This is a genomic window from Aquirufa sp. Wall-65K1, from assembly GCF_054558475.1.
This window is the reverse complement of record NZ_JBPXKD010000002.1, coordinates 204,707-225,054: the sequence shown is the minus strand read 5'-3', so window position 1 is coordinate 225,054 and position 20,348 is coordinate 204,707. Positions and strand designations below refer to the sequence as shown.

General features: G+C 38.2%; 16 protein-coding genes. 6 read left to right on the top strand and 10 right to left on the bottom strand.

Going from position 1 to position 20,348, the window contains the following annotated elements:
• Positions 1-57 precede the first annotated feature (57 nt).
• Entirely contained in the window at positions 58-2,310 is a 2,253-nt protein-coding gene (gene katG / locus ACST15_RS04250; RefSeq protein WP_459453412.1) for a catalase/peroxidase HPI, read from the top strand.
• 853 nt (positions 2,311-3,163) lie between these two features.
• Positions 3,164-5,782, top strand: a complete 2,619-nt coding sequence (locus ACST15_RS04245; protein ID WP_459453411.1) for a TonB-dependent receptor — start codon at positions 3,164-3,166, stop codon at positions 5,780-5,782.
• An 80-nt stretch (positions 5,783-5,862) separates the two neighbouring features.
• On the opposite strand, the gene ACST15_RS04240 is transcribed toward ACST15_RS04245, so the two are convergent.
• A complete protein-coding gene (locus ACST15_RS04240; RefSeq protein WP_459453410.1) occupies positions 5,863-6,714 on the bottom strand; it encodes a ThuA domain-containing protein in 852 nt (283 codons plus the stop codon).
• Between the two features lie 329 nt (positions 6,715-7,043).
• Here ACST15_RS04240 and ACST15_RS04235 point away from each other — a divergent pair, with 329 nt between their 5' ends.
• Positions 7,044-7,535, top strand: a complete 492-nt coding sequence (locus tag ACST15_RS04235) for a PaaI family thioesterase (RefSeq protein ID WP_459453409.1) — start codon at positions 7,044-7,046, stop codon at positions 7,533-7,535.
• A gap of 3 nt (positions 7,536-7,538) precedes the next feature.
• Here the strand turns inward: ACST15_RS04235 and ACST15_RS04230 are convergent, their stop codons facing one another.
• From ACST15_RS04230 to ACST15_RS04215, 4 genes are all read right to left on the bottom strand, one after another.
• Complete coding sequence (locus ACST15_RS04230) at positions 7,539-8,828, bottom strand: acetylxylan esterase (protein WP_459453408.1); 1,290 nt, start codon at positions 8,826-8,828, stop codon at positions 7,539-7,541.
• Between the two features lie 26 nt (positions 8,829-8,854).
• Complete coding sequence (locus ACST15_RS04225) at positions 8,855-9,244, bottom strand: hypothetical protein (RefSeq protein WP_459453407.1); 390 nt, start codon at positions 9,242-9,244, stop codon at positions 8,855-8,857.
• 22 nt (positions 9,245-9,266) lie between these two features.
• Positions 9,267-10,823 (bottom strand): M20/M25/M40 family metallo-hydrolase, encoded by a 1,557-nt coding sequence (locus tag ACST15_RS04220; RefSeq protein WP_459453406.1) that lies wholly within the window; start codon positions 10,821-10,823, stop codon positions 9,267-9,269.
• 89 nt (positions 10,824-10,912) lie between these two features.
• A complete protein-coding gene (locus ACST15_RS04215; RefSeq protein ID WP_459453405.1) occupies positions 10,913-11,476 on the bottom strand; it encodes a hypothetical protein in 564 nt (187 codons plus the stop codon).
• A gap of 311 nt (positions 11,477-11,787) precedes the next feature.
• Here ACST15_RS04215 and ACST15_RS04210 point away from each other — a divergent pair, with 311 nt between their 5' ends.
• The 3 genes from ACST15_RS04210 (at position 11,788) to ACST15_RS04200 (ending at position 14,486) form a co-directional block, all read left to right on the top strand.
• Positions 11,788-12,555, top strand: a complete 768-nt coding sequence (locus ACST15_RS04210) for a glucose 1-dehydrogenase (protein ID WP_459453404.1) — start codon at positions 11,788-11,790, stop codon at positions 12,553-12,555.
• Positions 12,556-12,730: 175 nt separating this feature from the next.
• Positions 12,731-13,063, top strand: coding sequence for a hypothetical protein (locus tag ACST15_RS04205; RefSeq protein WP_459453402.1), 333 nt, complete (start codon positions 12,731-12,733; stop codon positions 13,061-13,063).
• Positions 13,064-13,139: 76 nt separating this feature from the next.
• Positions 13,140-14,486, top strand: a complete 1,347-nt coding sequence (locus ACST15_RS04200; RefSeq protein ID WP_459453401.1) for a hypothetical protein — start codon at positions 13,140-13,142, stop codon at positions 14,484-14,486.
• A gap of 58 nt (positions 14,487-14,544) precedes the next feature.
• On the opposite strand, the gene ACST15_RS04195 is transcribed toward ACST15_RS04200, so the two are convergent.
• The 5 genes from ACST15_RS04195 to ACST15_RS04175 form a co-directional block, all read right to left on the bottom strand.
• Positions 14,545-16,878, bottom strand: coding sequence for a hypothetical protein (locus ACST15_RS04195; protein WP_459453399.1), 2,334 nt, complete (start codon positions 16,876-16,878; stop codon positions 14,545-14,547).
• A 52-nt stretch (positions 16,879-16,930) separates the two neighbouring features.
• Entirely contained in the window at positions 16,931-17,764 is an 834-nt protein-coding gene (locus tag ACST15_RS04190) for an HpcH/HpaI aldolase family protein (protein ID WP_459453398.1), read from the bottom strand.
• A 78-nt stretch (positions 17,765-17,842) separates the two neighbouring features.
• A complete protein-coding gene (locus tag ACST15_RS04185) occupies positions 17,843-18,457 on the bottom strand; it encodes an SCO family protein (protein WP_459453397.1) in 615 nt (204 codons plus the stop codon).
• Between the two features lies 1 nt (position 18,458).
• A complete protein-coding gene (locus ACST15_RS04180) occupies positions 18,459-19,040 on the bottom strand; it encodes a toxin-antitoxin system YwqK family antitoxin (protein WP_459453396.1) in 582 nt (193 codons plus the stop codon).
• Positions 18,997-19,743, bottom strand: coding sequence for a YHYH protein (locus ACST15_RS04175; protein WP_459453395.1), 747 nt, complete (start codon positions 19,741-19,743; stop codon positions 18,997-18,999). The genes ACST15_RS04180 and ACST15_RS04175 overlap by 44 nt, the downstream gene beginning before the upstream one ends.
• Positions 19,744-20,348 lie beyond the last annotated feature (605 nt).

The following is a 20,348-nucleotide window of genomic DNA, read 5'->3' as shown; positions in this document are numbered from 1 at the left end:
ATAGTCTAACTTCACATCATTAGCGCTTTAAAATAAAATCACAAAATTCCATTTATCATGAAAAAACTGTTCTTATTGAGTGGATTGTTACTTTCCACAGTCATGCAGGCACAAGATTATAATCCGCACCATGCCGGTGCAGGAGCACATCCAACAGGGCCCACTGCATCAGGGACTACCAACAAAGATTGGTGGCCAAGCCTTTTGAATGTAGGTATGCTTCGTCAAAATTCCGAAAAGTCTAACCCGATGGGGCCAAACTTTAGTTATATCAAGGCCTTCAATAGCTTAGATTACTTTGCTCTGAAAAAAGATATTGGAGAGGTACTTACCAAATCCCAGGATTGGTGGCCAGCTGATTTCGGCAATTATGGCCCACTATTCATTCGAATGGCCTGGCACAGCGCGGGTACTTACCGTACAGGAGATGGCCGTGGAGGTTCTCGAGCAGGTCAACAAAGATTTGCACCATTAAATAGCTGGCCTGATAATGCCAACTTAGATAAAGCAAGACGCCTTTTGTGGCCAATCAAACAAAAATATGGAGATAAAATTTCCTGGGCAGACTTAATGGTTTTAACTGGAAACGTATCCTTAGAGCAAATGGGCTTTAAAACATTTGGATTTGCGGGAGGTAGAACAGACGTTTGGGAACCAGAAAGTAATGTTTACTGGGGATCAGAGAAAAAATGGCTAGATGATAAGAATCGCTACTCGGGCGACAGAAAATTAGAAAATCCTTTGGCAGCAGTTCAAATGGGCTTAATTTATGTCAATCCAGAAGGACCTAAGGGAGTACCAGATCCGGTAGCAGCAGCTAAAGATATTCGGGAGACATTTGGCCGAATGGGAATGAATGATGAAGAAACGGTGGCATTAATTGCAGGTGGTCACACCTTTGGAAAAACCCATGGTAAGGGTCCCGCAACTCACGTTGGACCAGATCCAGAAGCAGCGGGTATCGAGGAACAAGGAATGGGTTGGAAAAGCACCTATCAATCTGGAAAAGGAAAAGATGCCATTACTTCAGGTTTAGAAGTAACCTGGACTTCCACTCCGATCAAATGGGGTATTGGTTTCTTGAAAATCTTATTTAATAACGAATGGGAATTAACCAAAAGTCCAGCTGGCGCTAACCAATGGGTAGCTAAAAACGGGAAAGCCATCATTCCAGATGCCTTTGATCCCAATAAAAAACATTTACCTACCATGCTTACTACGGATCTTTCCTTACGCATGGATCCTGCCTATGAAAAAATTTCTAAACGTTATTTAGAAAATCCAGAGGAATTTGCCAAGGCCTTTGCGAAAGCCTGGTTTAAATTAACACACCGTGATATGGGACCAAGCTCTACCTATTTAGGTCCCGAAGCCCCTAAAGAGGCGTTGATTTGGCAAGATCCTATCCCTGCAGTGAATCATCCATTGATCAATGCGCAAGATATAGCTGCATTAAAGGTTAAATTATTGAATTCGGGTTTAAGCATCAGCGAATTAGTAAGTACAGCCTGGGCTTCAGCCTCCACTTTCCGTGGATCTGACCGTCGCGGAGGTGCCAATGGAGCACGAATTCGTTTATTACCTCAAAGAAATTGGGAGGTAAATAATCCTAAACAATTAGAAAAAGTGTTGGCGGTTTTAGAGAAAATCCAACAAGAGTTTAATGCTAAGTCTGGCAAAAAGAAGGTATCCTTAGCTGACTTGATCGTATTAGGTGGCAATGCAGCCATTGAAAAAGCTGCAAAAAATGCAGGTCAAACCGTGCAAGTTCCATTTACTCCAGGAAGAATGGATGCTAGCCAGGAACAAACCGATATTAACTCCTTTGCTGTCTTAGAGCCAATGGCCGATGGTTTCCGTAATTATTTGAAAACTAGATATACGCTTTCAACGGAAGAATTATTAATTGACAAAGCTCAATTATTGACTTTAACAGCCCCAGAGATGACGGTTTTGGTGGGTGGAATGCGAGCTTTAAACACTAATTATAATGGTTCGAAACACGGAATATTTACGACCAAAAAAGATGCCCTAAGCAATGACTTCTTTGTTAATCTATTGGAGATGGGAATCACTTGGAAACCTAGCTCAGATACGAAGGAAGAATTTGTTGGAACAGATAGTCAAAGCGGAGCAGTCAAAGCAACGGCTACTCGGGCTGACTTGATCTTTGGTTCTAACTCTGAATTAAGAGCTTTAGCTGAAGTATACGCCACAAAAGATGCGCAAGGCAAATTTGTAAACGATTTTGTTAAGGCTTGGACGAAAGTGATGAATTTAGATCGCTTTGATTTAGTCTATAAAAAATAATTATTTTTGAAATGGTTAACAGGAAAAGCCGACCCCCTTGGGGTCGGTTTTTATGTTTTAAATATTCCAATACCAGGGAGAATATTATTTATTCAGCGAAGTAAACCTACATTCAATTTTATAATTTTTCAAAGCCCACACATTTTTCAAAATTCCCAATAAAAAGAGTTAAGACTTGTTAATACCATAAAATATTGCGACCAAATCAAGCTTTTAATCTACCAGGATACAAAAGATACACTCTCGATAATATCCTATTTTCATTTCAAAACAAACTCAATTAAGCCTCATTCCCTTTTAATAAACGCTTAGCTCTCAAGCAGGTATGGGGTAAGAAAAATACACCTTTACGCCCAATTTAAGGCTTTTTGAAAATTTCATACTAGAAATCCAATTCCCTAGCATGGAAATAAACCATTGGACACAATTTTGAGATTTAGGCAAATTGTTCAATTATTCATCCCTACCTTTGCTATCCAAAAGGTCAGACATCAGCAAATAATTTAAAGCCTTTGATCATAGCATATAAAGTAAAAAATTAAAAAACATTAGCTCTATTGCCAGAATAAATTTTCATCAAATTAGTACAAATCCAATTTTTCGTTCTCTAATGTTATTTTCTTTTCTCAACAATTTCATCTTTCATCGATACATTTCCCAGCTGCGAAGAATAAAAATTCAAAGAAGAAAGTCCATTGTACCTTTGCGATACATTTAATTAAAAGATAAACACCTAATTAAACCCTATCATAATTTATTGTTCCATTCTCTCTCAAAAAATAAAATCTGTTCTACTCAAATTTTGATACAAAGCCTTCCTTCTAAGTAGACAAAAACATTAAATAAACATCTTATGAAAAAGTACATTATCTCCTCCTTTTTTGCCTTACTTACTTTCATTAGTATGGCCCAAGGACCTGCAGGAGCTGGAGCTCCCAACTTAAATCGTGGACACATATTTGGAAAGGTTATCGATGAGCAGGGAAAACCCGTAGAATTTGCCTCAGTGGTATTATTAAAAACCGTGCTTGACCCAGCTACCAAACAAAACAAAGATATTTTAGTCAAAGCCCAGCAGGCTGAGCTTAATGGTGATTTCAATTTTAAAGAGATTCCAGTCAACGTTCGCTTAAAAATTAAAATCAGCTTTGTTGGCTACAAAAATTACGAAGCTCCTATTCAATTCGCCATGCCAAAAATGGACCCTAGTTCGGCTCCAAAACCTGGACAAGCGCCAGATCCAGCTTTTTTAGCTAAAATGATGGCAGCTTTTGAAAAAGACTTAGGAAACATCAAATTATTATCGGACACCAAAGAATTAGAAACGGTGACAGTAACCGCTACGAAGGCTTTATTGGAAATGGACATTGATAAAAAATCATTTAATGTGAGCCAAAACTTGGTGACTTCAGGCGGTACAGCGGTAGATGTGATGAGAAATATACCATCAGTTCAAGTGGATATTGATGGCAATGTAAAAGTAAGAAATGCCAATCCCACCTTATTCATTGATGGAAGACCTACGAGTTTAAGTATGGACCAAATCCCAGCCGATATCATTGAAAAGGTAGAAGTAATCACCAACCCTTCAGCCAAATATGATGCTTCAGGTAGCATGGCTGGTATCATCAATATCATTTTGAAGAAAAACAAAAAAAATGGATACAATGGTATGTTGAATTTAAGTGCTGACCGTTTTGGTGGTTCTAGCATCATGGGTAACTTCAGTTATCAACAAAATAAGTGGAGCTTGACTGTGATGGGCATGAAAATGAACATGAGAAACAACACAGAAGGAAATAGCTTAAGAAATAGTACCATAGGTGGTGTAGAATCAAGCGTTTACCAAGACATCAATAGTAAAACCAAGGGATCTATGTTTTTCCCACGATTCAGTGTTGACTATGCTGCTACCAATAGAACTACCTTAACCTTAGCTGGATTCTTTGGTGGAGGGGGTAAGTTCTCTCCTACGGAAGATATTAAGATCACCAGTGTGGTCAATAATTTTACTTCTTTAAGCAATCGTTTATCCAATTCTTCTCGTGAGTTTAACCCTAGTGGTTTACAATTAGGATTCAAACATACTTACCCTAAAGCGGGCGAGGAGTTAACGATGGACTTCAACTATTTTGGAGGTACCAATAAAAATGATGCCACGTTTACTACCAACTATTTAAACAACGCTAACATCACAGGCACTCAAATTCAGAAAAATATTGGATCAGGAAGTAATAGCTTCATGACTTTTCAAACAGATTACGTGAAGCCACTAAAAAATGATGGAAATATTGAAATGGGTGTTAGAGCACAGCTTTTTGAATTGGTGAATGAAAACTACAACACCTTGAAAGCGGTAGGCTCTGATGTGTACAAAGTTATTCCATCGGCCTCTACTAATTATGAGAACAAGAATAATGTATATGCGGCCTATGTTTCGGTTTCTGGTAAATCGGTCAACAAAATTTCTTACAAAATAGGCTTACGTGCTGAGAGCTCAAGTTATGATGGAAAATTATTGAATACCAACCAAAGCTTCAGCAATAGTTTCCCATTAAGCTTGTTTCCATCCATCTTTTTAAAGAAAGATCTGACTGCTACCGACCAATTGCAATTAAGCATCACCCGTCGTGTAAGTCGCCCGAATTTCTTCCAAATTATTCCATTTGTTGATTATAGTGACAGCTTAAATATCTCCAGAGGAAATGCTGATTTAGTGCCAGAATTTACCACTTCAGGAGAGCTTTCATACAGCAAAACTAAAGGGTCGGCTACTTTCTTATTATCAGGATATTATAAGTATACGGACAACTTGATTACTCGCTTTTTAAGTCAGGAGATTAACCCGATCAGTGGTAGATTAGATTTGATTAACACTTTTGTTAACGCAAACTCGAGTATCAATTACGGGATTGAAGGAACCTATACTAACAAACTTCAAAACTGGTGGGATTTAACGGCCAATTTGAACATGTATAATTCTAAAATCAATACTTCAAACATTGAAAAAGCTCAGATTACGGATGGAATTTGGACGGTATTTGGTAAAATCAACAATACCTTCTTACTTCCCAAAAAATGGTCTATCCAATTATCAATGGATTATCAAGGAAAAACCAACATGCCTATTAGTCAGAACCAAGGACAAGGTGGTGGCGGTGGTGGCCCAATGATGCAAGCACAAAGCTCATCTCAGGGATACATCGAACCATTCTACGGTTTTGATATGGCCATCAAGAAAACATTCTTGAAAAACGATTTAGCTTCCTTGACCTTAGCGGCTAATGACTTATTCAGAACAAGAGGAAATACTAGATTCTCATACGGCGAAGGATTTTCGCAGAAATACTATCGATTGTCAAACCCTCAAATGATTCGTCTTACTTTGTCAATTCGTTTTGGACAATTTAACATGAACAACATGAAGAGAAATAACAACCAGAACCAAGATGGTATGCAAATGGGTCAATAAGATTTTTGTAGGTTAGTGATATTATACATAAACGGGTCAATCTTTGATTGACCCGTTTTGATTTGCCTCGACTCAGTTTATTACTTCGAAATGCACCAAATAATGGCTTGCTCAATCAATTGCTTATAGGCGGAATTTCCCCAAACATCTTTGGAGTGTCCCATAGAGGTATAAAATGTTTTACCCTTTCCAGCCCTTTTATGCCAAGCTACCGGATGGTACTTACCCATACCAAAATTCTTATCCTTCATCCAAAGCATATTTCCGCTTGGTAAAATCTTTTCCCCATCGATGTAATAAACCACTTGGGCATCTTTAGGTTGATCAAAAAAGACATACCATTCATCATTCCCTTCCCAAGAAGCAGGAAGCTTGGATTTGAAACTAGAATCGGCACTTGTTTCTAATTGAACTTGCGCCTTTTGAAATTGTGGATTTAGCGGATGATGAGAAAAGGTTGTGCCTAATAAATTGGCTACATACCAATCCCAGTGGTGTGAATTATCCCCAGCCCCATGAATTCCCATCAAGGACCCACCATTTTCTACATATTTTTCTAAAGCCAATTGCTGTTCATCATTCAATACTCGACCCGTAGAATTATTGAATAGGACTAGATCGAATTTAGCTAATTGTGCTTCATTGAAAACCCCTCCCTCCTCGGTTTCAAATACAGTCCAATTATTTTTCTTGGCCATTTCTTGAACGATGGGCTTGGATGCATCGATGGATTCGCCATGTCGGAAACCCGTAGTTTTTGAAAATAAAAGAATAGCTGGCCGATTTTCAACCAATGCCAGTTTGGGCATTTCTGTTTCATAAAATACAGGGAAACCATGTTGAACTTTGTACATAAACAAAGCTCCGAGAGCAAATAGACTTATGACTAAACCAACTACAGTCCAAGCAAAGATTTTTAAAATTCGTTTCATTTGATTTTTTGTTATAACAAGTAATATCCTCCAAAATGGCCTCTAAGCAATTTGAGCATAGAGGGAAAACTAATTTAATGATAATTGTCAGAATCCGGTAAACTTTCAATTCAAGTAATCGATCTTTATAAAGTCTTATACGAATATCTGAACTGGGGTGAGACCAAGCAACATGGGAAGGGCTTAAATAGAATCCTCTTGGAAAATCAAAAACCATCCACTCTATGCGGCAACCTAGAGCAATCAGTGTCCAGACAGATATTTGTACAGAAAATGAAATACCTTTGAAAAAAAATAATGTACTTAGAGCTAAATAAGAATATCATTTCATGAATCCATCTTTTGATAAGTTTCAACGAATTATTAGAAACCCGTTTTTATTTAAATTTTTTATCCTTCAAAAGTTGTCAGCCGCATTTTGGGCAGGCTTATGCATCCACTATTTTGATGCACAAATTTGTGTGGTGCGCGTAAAAAAATCATGGTTTAACCAAAACCCTTTTAATTCCATGTATTTTGCCGTGGAAGCAATGGCTGCAGAAATGAGTTGTGGTATGTTAGCTTTTTCGCAGATCTATGAAAGAAAGCCCGCCGTCAGCATGTTGGTTGAAAAAATAGAGGCTTCCTTTTTAAAGAAAGCCTCTGGTACTATTTTGTTTACATGCAATGATGGCGATGCCATTCTGAGTACCATCCAAGAAGCCATCCAAACGGGCGAAGGCACTAAAATGGTCTGCAAGTCCACTGCGACCAACGAAGATGGGATCATTGTCGCAGAATTTTTATTGACTTGGTCATTTAAGGTGAAGAGTAAATCCTGAGATTTACTTTATTAAATTACTAGTTAACCAATTCGTCATTTTTTCTACCTGCTCGGGGTAGTTCCAATGGCCTGTATCCAAGGCCAAATACAACTCTTTAGGAGCGGTAATCACATTATAAGCCGCATACATGGAAGTTGGAGGACAAGTTTCATCATTAAAACCCCAAGAATAAAAGCCAGGTACTTTCAGTCTACGGGCAAAATTGACCACATCATAATAGGCTATGGTTTCTAGCTTTGCTTTAGTTTCATTATAGCCTCGGTTGTTTTTATCAAAATAATGTGGCCAACCACCAGCACGATTAAACAAGTAACCTGTCACGTCTGACAAGGCCGGATAATAGGCCCCTAAAAATTTCACACGATTGTCCAAGGAAGCCGTTACAATGGAAAGAGCTCCACCCTGACTACCTCCAGTTACAGCTAAATTTTGACCGTCATATTGAGGTAAGGAGGTTAAAAAGTCATTGGCACGTACGCAACCTACATAAACACGCTTGTAAAAGAAACGATCTTTGTCGTCCATATTATAGGTAGGATATCCGCTCAAAATACCTGCTCCTAAATCAGTATACACGGATGGATCCAGGTTAACAGGTATACCATGAATACCAATCTGAAGCGTAATGATTCCCTTCTCTGCGTTGGTGATATCCCCCGCATAGGGTCTCACTCCGGCACCCGGAACATGCAATAAAGCAGGGTATTTGCCTGGTTTTTTAGGAACACAAAGGATACCATATAATCGAGCACCTATACGGTAATTCTGAATATTGACATGATACACATTGGTTTTCTCCGTACATCTCTCGGGCATTAAGGTCATTTTAGCATCCAAAGGAATTTTGGCTAAATCTTGTTTGGCCTTATCCCAAAAGGCATCAAAATCGCTTGGATTAGTCACTGTTGCTTGTAGCAAATTGGGAGAAAAACCGACTGTAGCTAAATTTCTATACTCCTTTCCTTCCAACTCGGCAATAACCACACAACGAAGAAATCCTGCAGAAGTCAAGGTTCCTCCATCCAATACCATAGAACCATTAGCCAAAATTTGAGAATCCTTCTTCCAAGGTTCTTGTTTCTCAGGACCAATTTCATATCGAATTTTGACTTGAGGAATGGGACTTCCATTTTTTGAAACCACCACAGAAAAATTTACTTTTTCTCCTGGTTTATAGAGCCAATCTGGGTGGTCAGCTGATACTTGAACTTTGATTTGTTTTTCCGTGGGTTGGGCAAATGCCAGGTGGACGGAAAAAAGCAAACATAGAAGAAACGGTATTTTTTTCATGTAAATAGGTTTTATTTTATCAATCATTATTCTTTGCAAAGCCCAACAATTGCATGAAAAACATCATGCAAGGCTGTTAGTTCGGATTTCAATACCTCATCTTTTAGTCCTTGGCGCATCTTAATTTGTAAGGCTTGAGTTCCCTTTACTAAATTATCTAACTGCCATTTTATGTCCTTTTGATTTTTAAAAGCAGAAGGAATGGAAGATTTCTGCCAAGCCTGGGCCTTGGCAAGCATCTCATCAATTCTTGCACGAATGGGTTTAAAATTTCCCTCTTCGGCTGGATGAAAAGTTTGACTCATCACCGTATGAAATTGGTCTTTTTCTTTCCAATCCGTTTTAGTTTGAGCATCGGCAAAGGTATTTACAAGAAATAATAGACTACTCAAAATCAATAATTTCAAATATTTCATCGGTAAATTTTAGGTTAATGATTTAATTATTTCCTCCGCTTCGTTTAGATTTAACTTGACTTGGCCACTTTTGACCAGCAGGTAATACGGCTTTTTCGGTAGAAATTTTCTCAGGTTCCTCACAGGCCATATAGACCATAATCGCCGTTAAAATAGCATTGCTTTGTACATCATCGAATACAATTTTATCATAGGTATCTCGGTTGGTATGCCAAGTATAGGTTCCATATGACCAACTTAAAGAACTTAAATTGAAGCCAGGGGCACCCGCGGCTACAAAAGAAGCAAAGTCAGAACCTCCTCCACCTGGTGTACCAGGAAAATTGGTCTTTATTCTATTTTTAATCGTGTCGGGAGCTGCCGCTAACCATTTACTTAAATAGTCTTTCGCTTTAGCAAAACCAGAACCTCCTAAGTTAACCACACGACCTGTACCGTTATCTTGGTTAAATAATGCTTGTAAATTTGCCACTATTTCAGGGTGATCTTCTACAAAGGCCCTTGATCCATTCAATCCTTGCTCCTCACTTCCCCAATGCCCCACTAAAATTGTTCGTTTAGGATTTGGATATACCTTTTTTAAGATACGCATAGCCTCCAGCATCACCAAGGTCCCAGTTCCATTATCGGTGGCCCCTGTAGCGCCATCCCAGGAATCTAAATGAGCAGATAACATCACATATTCATTCGGTTTTTCAACTCCCTTGATTTCAGCATGGGTATTGAAGGTAGGTACATTTCCTAGCTCCTTTGATTGGGTATTCACTGTTATTTTAGGTTGTCTACCTGACTCGGTTAAACGGTATAAAAGACCATAATCTTCCAAGGCAACACTGACCGTAGGAATCTTTTTTGTGAAAGCTGCAAATATTTTATTTACCCCAAAGCCATTGGACCAAAGACTAGAAACTATTCCTAATGCTCCAGCCTCCTCCAAGGCTAATGCTAACTTGGCATTAGTCAAACCTGTTTTTGAGATTCGTTTTCTCCAAGCTTCTGTTTGGATTTCGCGTTCTTTTTTCATGGCTTCAAAAGACTCTTTTTGAGCAAACTCTTGCCAATTATAATCTGGCCTACCCGTCATTTGAGGCATAGAAATTAAGACAAATTTCCCTTTCACTTGAGGTAACCAGGCCTTGAAAGCTATGGAATCAGATAGGTCAGCTAAAATGATAGTCTCCCCAGTTTTGGGTTTTTTAGTAGCAGGACTAAAAGCGAGTTGAGTGCCCTCCAATGATTTTATCCATGGAGAAACCATATCAATGGAAGAAATTCCCCGGTCCCATCCACGCCAAGTACCATAATTCTCTCTACGAGCATCTATACCCCACTGTTTATACTGATCAATGGCCCAATCGCTCGCTTGAAGCATTTTGGTAGAACCAACTAAACGAGGCCCTATACCATCAATTAATTCATGAGCCATGCGCTTGAGTTGAGAATTTTCCGTAGCCTCTTTTACAATTGCATTGACGGTTGAGGAAGGATTTTGTTGGGCCAATACGGGTGTGGCCAAAAGGTTTAAGCCAAGTAGTAGTAGGCTCAAACGAGATTTTAAGTTATTGATAGAAGTTTTCATAAGTTAATAATACAAAAGAATATCTGCCCTGCCAAAATTTACAATGAGGCATAGTTATCAAAAATAAAAACTTGGACCAATCAAATTGCCTAAGCACCATTTTTACCCAAAGAGGACAATACCTGAGCTATTTCTATGGGTTGCTGAGTGCCAATTAACAATTTAGCGCCGTCTTTACACTCAAGTTGTAATCCTTTATTTCCTGAAACATTGTAAGCTTTTCCTTTTCCGAAAAGGCCATATCGAAGACCCCAACCTCCATATTCCCATAAAGGGGAATAACTACGAACATACGATTTATCTATTTGGTCAAAAGAATAATAATTGAATTTTAGATGGAAGGGGAAAAATCGCACATAAATACCCTCCGTGGTGATATGTGTTTCTAATTTCAAAATCAAGAACAATATGACGATGGAGGCAAAAAGAAGGGTAGTCAATCCTAAGCCCAAATTGCTCATAGGATTATCTCCAAAAGGAATTCCTAGAAAAATTTGTTGATATGCACCCCAAATAAAATAGGCAAAAAAGCAAAACAGAAACACCCAAATCCACCATTGGTTAAACTTTTGAGTTTCTGAAAACAATATTTTTTTATTATCCATTTTTGAATTTTTACTGGTATTCAAGACCGAATGTATCAAAATTTTCATTATCAACTATTTGGACAACAAAGTTAAATGGCTGTTCGTTGTAACGCTGTCAAGGTTTCAAACCTTGCCAGCGTTGGGAAAATCACCATTTTTTATTTAGATTCGAATCATATTTACTTCAAATAAGATTGTCTTTATTCTTACTCCGTGTTCTAAATTTCACCAAGGAGAAGAATTAGTCAAAATTTCCCAGTATCATTCGATATTTTTTAAGGGAAAACCTAATCAAAATCATCCTTTTCCAAGCCTGATAAAGTTTAAAATGGCCTATATTTCGTAATATATTGGGTAGTTTTTAAAAACGGAATTATATGAAAAAGTTAGAAAATAAAGTTGCCATCATCACAGGAGCTGGCGCAGGAATGGGAAAAGCTATAGCTATTCTTTTTGCTCAACATGGAGCCAACGTTATTGCGGGAGATATCAATCCCAGCCGATTGGATGAATTATCAAAAGAAGTGAAATCTCTGGGAGGCGAAATCACCACCGTTGTAGCCAATATGAGCATAGAATCAGATATTGATCAGCTCATTAATGCGGCTGTAAGTACCTATGGAACATTAGACATTTTGGTAAATAATGCTGGAATAATGGACCATTTTCAACCAGTAGGTGACGTAGAAAATAGCATGTTAGAAAAAGTGATGAAAATTAACTTCGAAGGCCCATTCAAAGCCATGAGAAGTGCGGTAAAGATTTTTTTAGCCAAGGGCAAGGGAAATATTATCAATGTTTGTTCCATTGGTGGATTGAAAGCAGGCGTGGCAGGTGCAGTTTACACTTCCAGCAAACATGCCCTGATCGGACTCACCAAAAGTACTGGCTACCTATACAGCAAATCGGGCATTCGATGCAATGGAATCGCCCCTGGCGCAGTGAATACCAGTATCAGCGAGACCATTGATATGACAAAAATTACCCCATTGGTACAAGACCGAATTATGACAGGAATTGCATTAAATCCGAGAACTGGAGAATCATCCGAAATTGCCCAGGCGGCTTTATTTTTAGCCAGTGATGATTCAAGTTTTGTGAATGCACACATCCTAACAGTAGATGGAGGCTGGAGTGCTTATTGATTCTTAATCAAATACAACATAAAAGGGTCCTATGCCAAAATCCTCTTTATTAATTCATATTCTCCGATTCTGAACTTTGAAATGAACACCCTGAAAGACAATTTCTTAGGAACTTTCAATTGGAGTTGATTTATTCAGATTCTACGTGCAAATTTGCATGATGTCAAACAAGAAAATGAAAATTTTCCTGATTATTTTCTCTACGTTAGTTTTAACTTTCGTGGGTAAAAGTGTTTTGGCACATACCTTTACCAGCTCCCTAAAGGCCAAATTTACGCCTACTGTTGATGGCAAGATTCAATTTTTAAATGCCGTAGAAGAAGAGGATATTTCAGAAGACTTGCAAGATGAGCAAGACCAGAATACTGGTAAATATTTAATTCGAATCATTTCTCCTACTCCCTTCTCATCAGAAAGACCTGTTCAAATTTCTTTGGCAGATAAATTTGAGATTATTAAGTCTAACTTTCTTGCTTTATTTAAGCAGCATGCCAACTTCCGAATATAGACCTCGGCGTTTTCTCTCCATTACCATTTTTCTATTTCATTCTGAACGCTAAAACCGTTCTAAAAAAGATTCCGCCATGAAAAACAAGTTCATTTTGTGGGTAACTATGCTTACCTGCTTCTCAAGTTTAGCACAAAAAACACCTGATAATGAAGCCCTTAAGCTGAATTTAAACGAATCAGGCTCTCGATATTTTCAAGCAACATTTTTGAATCAGGCTTGGTTTAGATTCAATGATAATAATCCAGGAACCACCGTCAATGGAAATCTTCAACAACAATCCTTTGACATTGGCTTACGAAGAACTAGGATGCAGATGTTCGGACAAATTACTGACCGAACCTTCATGTATTTTCAATTTGGACAGAATAACTTCAATGCTCAATACAATGTCACAGGTAATCGGAAAATAGCCCCATTTTTTCATGATGCATTAGGGGAATATCGAGTTTCTTCCAAAAATCAATTAAAAATTGGAGGTGGTTTAAGTATCATCTCAGGTATATCACGATTTTCGCAGCCTAGTATAGGTACAATTATGACCATGGATGTACCTGTTTTTGCGCAGACGACGGTGGACCAAATCGATCAGTTCTCAAGAAAATTAAGTATTTATGCCCGAGGACAAATCGGTCATTGGGATTATCGGTTTATTTTAAGCGATCCATTTCCTATCACTTCCAATGGGCAGACTCCTCCGCCAATAAGTTCTAGTTTTGCCAATTTTTCTCAAAAGGGTCATTCATTACAGCAACAGGGCTATTTGATTTATCAATTCTTTGACCAAGAAAATCATACAACACCCTACATGACAGGTACTTACTTAGGCAGCAAAAAGATTGTTAATATAGCCATTGGGGGAGCCTACCAACCTAAAGCCATGTGGCAAAAATCGGCACAAGGTGATACGTTATACCATGATATGAAACACTTTGCGGTAGAAAGTTTTGTGGATATCCCCTTAAAAAACCATGCTGCCCTGTCAGCATACCTCGGCTACTTCAACACTCAATATGGTCCTAATTATTTACGCTATAATGGCTTAATGAATCCTGCCACAGGGACAACTTTAACTGCATCAAATTCGATCACAGGACAAGGCCCAGTTTATGGTAACAGTTATCCGATGTTTGGTACAGGGTCTTCGATTTACACACAATTTGGCTACCTATTACCCTCACATCGCGCTGATTTAGGAAATAGATGGATGCCTTATGTGGCAGCTACATTCGCTCAATTTGACCGTTTAGGGAATCATGCAACTCAAACTTTCAACCTGGGCTTAAACTATTTCATACAAGGTCATAAATCCAAACTCAGTTTAGATTTCCAAAGTAGACCTTCCTATCAAGTCAATCAAGGTGAAGTTAGTACAGGCAGTCGTTTAAACAGCCTAACCCTACAATTTCAAGTTTTTATTTAAAATTGTGTACTCTTTATTACAAGAAAAAGACCCTCTTTTGGAGGGTCTTTTTATGCAGCTATTTTTTCAATAACCAAATATCAAATACTTTAGAATGCAATCGCCAATTTAAATGAGACTCTTCTGGCTCATCAAAAGATATGGCAATTTTCCCATCACTGACGAATTTTGGGTTCAATGGAAACTCCTTAAACTCCTCTACCCCTTTATTATATAGAACGGGCCGAACACGCTCACCATCTACCCTCAGCAATGCTTCTCCTTGGCCAGAAATCCGAATGGTATATGAGCCTTTAGGGTCCAAATCCGTGTACTCCAATTGGGGAAAATTTTGAAATAGTTGCGTGGATAATCGGCGCCTACTTAAACCATTGTCCCACCACGCCACATCGGTGGCATCTTCGGTTTTAGTCTTCACACGAGGACCTTTAAGCTGATCTGAAATATTATCATAATAACTCCCTGGTCCTGGATTTTCCCAGCTTGCCAAAATCTGTAATCGCTCTAATTTGGCAGATTCTTGGGGCATTTTTCTGATTTTCTCAAACTCGTCGTGTAACCACCAGCGATTATTCAATGGATAGTCAATGAAATCTAAAATTGCCCCCCTTTCAGCGCCACTTGCCTTATATTTAGGCACACTGGTTTGTAATCCAATCGATTGAAATAATGCTTCACAATAATCCACCACTTTTTGTCGCAATTCTGGAGAATTAGGCTTCAAATCAGCCTGGTTTACCTTTTCCAAGGCCAATGCCATCGCTTTTTCAGTACCTAAAATAGAAGCTTGACTTAGAATCAGGTTGGCATCTTTCTCCAATCCTTGCTCATACATTTTCCTTCTTTTAATGAAGGTATCATAATAAGCACGCATGACTAATTGCTGCCATCTCCAATTTCCCTTTAATTCTGGATGAGATTTTTCTAAATTTTGCCAAAAAGCAAAGGTGGTTTCAATGCCCCCATTTTCTTCAACTGGACCTACCCAGTTTCGTTCTAAAGCCAAAATACCATCTGCAGCTGCTTCAGCTACCGAATTTCCAAAAAAATACCGAGCATATTCCACCATGACTTGACGAACTTCTTTTTCCGGATTCCATGCCATTTGACTCCAAACTACTTTATTTACATCATCGTGAACCCCATCTGAATAGGATATAAAACCATCCGTAAACGGAGCAAATCGATTATGGATTTTGGCATAATAAGCGGGTTGCGGATTAGTTACTTCCCTTCCTTCTGTCAAGGCAAAGGCTTGATCCCAGTTTTCTGTGGGATATTGACAACGAACCGTATGGGTTATATCTGGATAATGACGATGTTGGTATTTTTTATCCAACCTAAAACGTGTAGAGGCCAAATCAGGGCTGCTGGGACCAGTGACAATTCCGATAAACCAATCTGGTTTATTTTGCTCTAAATAGTCATAAAAATAATTAACCTCTTCGTCACTAAATCCTTGAAGTGATAACCAAACGCCAGCCTTAGGATGATATTTTTTTAATTCTAGGGCCACAGCCTTTAAAAATGGCAATACGTACTTTGGGTGGTTCTCCCCAGGGTCTCCACCAGGGAAAAATACACCATCAAGTCTTGGACAATTTTTGTAAAATTCGACATGCGATTTTAATTCTTCTTGAAATTTCTTGGGATCAGCCAAATCAACATCCGCTGGCGTCCAAACCCAATAATCTAAATCATAGGCTTGGCACAAGCGACTCATATGAATATGCATTTCTTCCCGATTTATTTTCATGTGCGGACTTGTTGCTCCATCTTGAAAAGGAATATTTTCAATGGCATTTGTCCCAAAAAATGCTAATTCCCTGAAATACCGTTCAAACTGTTTTACATCCCAGGCATCCCATGAATTAGCCGTATTCCGATATCCAATTTGATGACCTCGAATGGCATACATGGGTGAACTACATTTTTCATATTTCTTATCAAATAAAATTTTCTGTTTGCTCAAATCAGCTGAACGCAAAAACTCCCCTATGGCAAATAAAAGTCCTCTTTGATCTGCACCAATAAACCACAGCAAATCCCTACCTGCGATGTGCTGGTGAAGCAATCGAAATCCCTCTTTTTTAGTAGAAACATGATCATCTGATGTAAATTCAGGCAAGGAATAGCCATGGACTTCCCGGCTATCTTGGGTGGCTAACAAAAACAAAGGGAATTTTTCTAAGGGATTAGTCCCCAATTTCAAGCCCGTTTTCATGGCCAATTCCTCTTGTAAAACACTGATCATTTTTTCCTTAAATGTTGGCTGAAGAGAGACAGAAGTGACAATACTGGCTTTAGAAAAATCAATAATTTGGGCGTACAAACCCTGCTCTAGGAATAAAAATAGGGCAATAAAAATACTTCGAAAATGAAAAATCTTCATGTTATTTATTGGTAAAAGGTTTAGTAAGATAAAGCAAAGGGTAATTAGCTAATTAAATACTTTCAGCATGGGTAGTTTGAAAAGGAACAGCACCTTGAATCAATCGTAGTTCGTTCAAATCAGCTTGGAGCTTATCTGCAAATAATAGCATATCCGAACAATGTAAAATTATATTAGCTCCAGCTTGAACCCATCGTTTTTGTAATTCTAAACTTCCTCGATAACCCGTATGACCACCTACCGAAATTCCCAAGGATTTGGCTTTTTTGATGATGGATGTGGATAGGCTTAGAAATGCCTCAGAATCGTATTTTTCAGGCATATTATAGGAGGTCGATAAATCATGTGGCCCAATCACAAAACCATCAACTCCTAGACCATCTAAGGTGGGAATTTGGGCAAAATGTTCCAAATTTTTGACTGCTGCCTCACTTTCGATATTCAGCAATAAGGTATTATTTCGATTATGATGCGTGAGGTATTGGGCTAGTTCATCAGATGGCTTTTCTTCCCCATGTAAAATCCTAGCAAGCTTTTTTCCCTTGAGAGGTCGATATTTAACGGCCCCTATTAAGGATAAAACCTCTTCTACCTCTTCAACGTAAGGCACCAAAATAGCACCGGCACCTGCATCCAATGCCTGAGTCGCTAAATAGGGGCTAGGTTCCAATATACGAACAACGGGATTAATGCCAGCGGCCTTGAAGGCACGACACATCCAACTTAATGTCTCTGGATTATATGCTACGTGTTCAGTACATAAAAAAACAAAGTCTAGGTGTAAACTAAGTACAACATCAAAGCTTTTGGGCGAAGTAGAAGTCAATAGGGTTCCGTAAAGTGGATTCCCTTGATGCAAGGCATTCCGAAAATCTTGGCCAATCATTTAAATAGGTTTGTTGACCCAAAGGAAATAAAATTTGCCAAATATATGGTCGCTTTCCCCCATTAAATCAAGAGAATTTTAATTTTCAGAAAGCAACTTTTCCATATCTTTCACGCATTGCTCGGCTTCTAATGGCAATGTACCATTATAAACACCTCTTATTCTTCCATTTCGATCCACTAATATCATGTGTTCGGTATGTAAAAATTCGGTACTATCCTTAGTATATCCTAATTCTTCCTCAGCAAAATAGGACTTCCTTGCCAGGTTATAAATTAGGGATTTCGACCCTGTTAATAAATGCCAATTAGGGGCATCGATTTTCTTATCAACAGCAAATTTCTTTAAAGTAGCCACATCATCTATCCAAGGAGTAACCGAATAAGATAACAATTCCACTTGGGGATTTGCCTTGAATTTTTTGGTAACAATTTTCATTTGAGAAATCATTTCCGGACAAATATTTCCACAGCGAGTAAAAATAAATTGAGCTAAATGGATTTTACCTTGCACATTGTCGTGAGAAAAGGTTTTACCATGTTGATCTTTCAAATAAAAATGACCTATGTGGTGCTTGATTCGCCCTTGGGCCTCTATTTTATTTAAAAAATGTGGACTAAAATCCGGACTATTGTAATAGGGAATGGAAGAAACCTGTTCCTCATTTTGGCAGGCTATTAAAATTCCAAACAAACTAATTACGAAAGACTTTCTCAGAAATATTGCGACAGTTTTTGGTACCCAATAAGCCATAACGTCTGCCTTCCAATACCAAGTAATTTGACCTAATTTTTCCATTATCATAAAACATTTTTTGAGCACCTTGCTCATGCCCTTTGTCATAATGCATTTCTCTAATTAATTGACCTTCTGAATTCCACTCCCTGCAAAGCCCTTGGTATTCGTCATTTTCAAATTCAAATACCCGCATCCGCTTTCCATTTTCCCACCAAGCCTCATAGGTTCCTGTTTTCTTGCCATGATCATAGGTCCTGATTTCAAATAGTTGGCCTGAAGGGTAATACTTTCTCCAAATTCCATCTTCTAAACCATTAACATAGTGTTCTATGCTGGCCGTATCTCGTGTATTGGGGAAAATTTGAAAAATAGCCCCTGTATAAACCTGTTGATTTACGTTCATTCTCCCTGATACCCATGCTGTTTTAGCTTGGGTGGCATTGACCATGATTTCTTCATCAGACTGACAGCCAATAATGCCCCCAGCTAAGATGCTACTGAGAAACAGTACCCGCACTTCCGTAAAATCCACTGCCATTTATATAAGGATCTGTATTGGTAATATGATAATGATAAATACCATTGGGGTAATCAACCGTACTATGAGCATGTCCATGATAAGCATCAAGGGAAGAATTTTGAACCACTTGACCTCCTTCTTCGGGACCATAAACCGGAAATCCATCCAATAAAAAACCTATTAAAGAGGATTTAGATGCTTTTACTTGGGTCAAATACAAAGGCTCAACATGGTAATGATAAGAACCCGTTTGCTGAGGGTGCCCCCAATACTGATCGAAACCATTCACTTCATTTGTTAAAGGTTGACTTGGTCCTGCGTATTGATTAAACAGAGGAACGCCATTAAGAGCTACACCAATGGGACCAAGCGGAGTAGCTTTGTGGGCGGCATCTACTTTTGGGTTCACAGGTATTTTAAAAGTAAATGATTGGGCGGAAATAGCATTAGGGTTTTTCGCAAAATTATTTCCCCCGAATGTTTTCCCCGAAAAAGCCTCATACAGAGCATTAGTGCTGGCAAAATAAGCACTTTTGTGATCAGGAACGCCGGTTGTTTTAATGGTAATATAGGTTCCATCGTTACTTATAGAGGTAGCCCCATAAATTTTGGCATAAACCTCAGGCACAGCCGCACTCGAAGTTGGAGTTATGTTTTCACTGGTATTTTTACAAGCTAAACATATACTTAAAGCAGTCAAACTAATGAGAATAAGTTTCATAGTAGATTATTTTTATGTAAAAGTATCAAGTTAAAATTGAATTAAACTTAGCGCTTATCTCCCCATATAACAGGATGGTCGATTTAATCCACGAAGAGATTCATTTCCAATTAAAAACCCAATTATACCATTCCATTTATCAGGGACTTGATAAAGGCAAAGAGGTGTATAATAAACTTAAAATAAAAAACGTTTTTCCAACGCTGTCAAGGTTTGGAACCTTGCCAGCGTTAAAAAATTTAAACTTTTCGTAACCGAGGGTAAAAAACTTTACAACAAATTCTAAATTTTGTACTAAAAATTTCACTTGAATTGATTTTTGAAAAATTCAAAGCCAAGTCAAAAACATGGCATATATATACCTACGTTCAAAATCGTCTTAAGTAGCTGAAAAAAGGGCAGTTAGGATTATATTTCAAAGTGGCAAACACATCACAAATGCTATTATTTATTGCACTATTCTTATAAATTACCGCCAAATCAACCAATCCGTTTAATAAATATGCTTTTTCAAGCCCACCTTTGGCAGTAAAAAATTCAAAAAGTTGACTTATATTTCAAACTTATTTCGTCGACCAAATAACACAATGTGTCGATTAACCATT

What these genes read in the sequence shown, in the direction of transcription:
- katG (WP_459453412.1), top strand. Translation starts at nt 58, where the DNA reads ATGAAAAAACTGTTCTTATTGAGTGGATTGTTACTTTCCACAGTCATG.
- ACST15_RS04195 (WP_459453399.1), bottom strand. Translation starts at nt 16,878, where the DNA reads ATGAAGATTTTTCATTTTCGAAGTATTTTTATTGCCCTATTTTTATTC.
- ACST15_RS04245 (WP_459453411.1), top strand. Translation starts at nt 3,164, where the DNA reads ATGAAAAAGTACATTATCTCCTCCTTTTTTGCCTTACTTACTTTCATT.
- ACST15_RS04230 (WP_459453408.1), bottom strand. Translation starts at nt 8,828, where the DNA reads ATGAAAAAAATACCGTTTCTTCTATGTTTGCTTTTTTCCGTCCACCTG.
- ACST15_RS04210 (WP_459453404.1), top strand. Translation starts at nt 11,788, where the DNA reads ATGAAAAAGTTAGAAAATAAAGTTGCCATCATCACAGGAGCTGGCGCA.
- ACST15_RS04240 (WP_459453410.1), bottom strand. Translation starts at nt 6,714, where the DNA reads ATGAAACGAATTTTAAAAATCTTTGCTTGGACTGTAGTTGGTTTAGTC.
- ACST15_RS04220 (WP_459453406.1), bottom strand. Translation starts at nt 10,823, where the DNA reads ATGAAAACTTCTATCAATAACTTAAAATCTCGTTTGAGCCTACTACTA.
- ACST15_RS04175 (WP_459453395.1), bottom strand. Translation starts at nt 19,743, where the DNA reads ATGAAACTTATTCTCATTAGTTTGACTGCTTTAAGTATATGTTTAGCT.
- ACST15_RS04205 (WP_459453402.1), top strand. Translation starts at nt 12,731, where the DNA reads ATGAAAATTTTCCTGATTATTTTCTCTACGTTAGTTTTAACTTTCGTG.
- ACST15_RS04225 (WP_459453407.1), bottom strand. Translation starts at nt 9,244, where the DNA reads ATGAAATATTTGAAATTATTGATTTTGAGTAGTCTATTATTTCTTGTA.
- ACST15_RS04190 (WP_459453398.1), bottom strand. Translation starts at nt 17,764, where the DNA reads ATGATTGGCCAAGATTTTCGGAATGCCTTGCATCAAGGGAATCCACTT.
- ACST15_RS04215 (WP_459453405.1), bottom strand. Translation starts at nt 11,476, where the DNA reads ATGAAAATTTTGATACATTCGGTCTTGAATACCAGTAAAAATTCAAAA.
- ACST15_RS04180 (WP_459453396.1), bottom strand. Translation starts at nt 19,040, where the DNA reads ATGGCAGTGGATTTTACGGAAGTGCGGGTACTGTTTCTCAGTAGCATC.
- ACST15_RS04235 (WP_459453409.1), top strand. Translation starts at nt 7,044, where the DNA reads ATGAATCCATCTTTTGATAAGTTTCAACGAATTATTAGAAACCCGTTT.
- ACST15_RS04200 (WP_459453401.1), top strand. Translation starts at nt 13,140, where the DNA reads ATGAAAAACAAGTTCATTTTGTGGGTAACTATGCTTACCTGCTTCTCA.